This window comes from Micrococcus sp. KRD077, from assembly GCF_017168505.1.
Classification (GTDB): Bacteria; Actinomycetota; Actinomycetes; order Actinomycetales; family Micrococcaceae; genus Micrococcus; species Micrococcus luteus.
The window spans coordinates 1-1,160 of sequence record NZ_JABFAZ010000105.1; the positions used below are offsets into that span (position 1 = coordinate 1).

The 1,160-nt window shown below is 75.3% G+C and carries 1 protein-coding gene; it reads right to left on the reverse strand.

Annotated elements, in window-relative coordinates:
- Positions 1 to 196 precede the first annotated feature (196 nt).
- Positions 197 to 1,160: YlbL family protein (locus tag J1M39_RS12020; RefSeq protein WP_206496848.1), on the reverse strand; the 964-nt coding region annotated here is incomplete at its 5' end.

Below are 1,160 nucleotides of genomic sequence, written 5' to 3' on the forward strand. Positions count from 1 at the left end.
GGACCGCCGAACGGACCCCCGGCGGTCCCGCCGCCGTCACGGGGCGGTCCGCCGAACGGTCCGCCGCCTCCCTGTCCGAAGCTCACTGCTCTGTCCTCTTCCCTCCCGCGTCCGCGGGGCTCTGCTCCGGCCCGGGGCGCTGCGCCCCGGACATGTCGTCCGGTCTGGTGGTCTGGTGGTCCTGGTGTGCGTCGGCTCAGCCGCACGTCCGGGCGGCGGCCGGGGTCTCCCCCCGGGCCACCGCCTCGACGATGTCGCGGGCCTGGCCCAGCGTATCCACGGGGTACACCGTCAGACCCTCGGGCACACGGCCGGCCAGCTCCTCGCAGTTCGCCGTGGGGGCCAGGAACGTCGTGGCCCCCGCCTCGGCGGCGCCGCGCACCTTCTGCGGGATCCCGCCGATTGGACCCACGACGCCGTCCCCCGTGATCGTGCCCGTTCCGGCGATCGATGCGCCCCCCGTCATCGCCCCCGGGGTCAGCCGCTCGATCACGGTGAGCGCGAACATCAGACCCGCCGAAGGTCCGCCGATGTCCGGCACGGTCAGCTCGACGTCCACCGGGACGTCGTAGGCGGTCTCGATCAGGGCCCCCATCTGCCACGGCTGGGGCGCGCCCTCGGGGGCGGCCGCCACCGGCACCTCGAGGTCCTGCTCCACGCCGTCGCGGCGGACCGTCAGCGTGACCGGGTCGGGCCCCGCGGCCCCGACGGCGGCGCGCACGGCCTCCAGGTCGGCCACGGGCCGTCCCTCGGCGGCGATCACCTCGTCCCCGGCCCGCAGGACGCCCTCGGCGGGCCCGCCGGGCACGAGCTGCTGCACGACGAGCCGCTGGGGCACCTCGCGTCCGAGCTCGCGCAGGGCCGCGGCGGTCGCGGTCTGCTGGGAGTCCGACATGGCCGCCGAATTGGCCTCGCCGACCTCGTCGGAGGTGACGCCGGTGGGATACATCAGCTCGCGCGGGACCACGTCCACGGCGGGGTCCGTCAGACCGCGGCCGAGGTCGAGCAGGGAGGTGGTGCCGATGGGAGGACCCCCGACCATCACGGTGGTCATGTGCAGGGTCCCCTCACCCGGGTCCGCCTCGCCGCCCTCGACGCGCAGCACGGGTCGACCCTCGCGTTCGCCCAGCAGGTCCACGGCCTGGCTCTTATACACATCT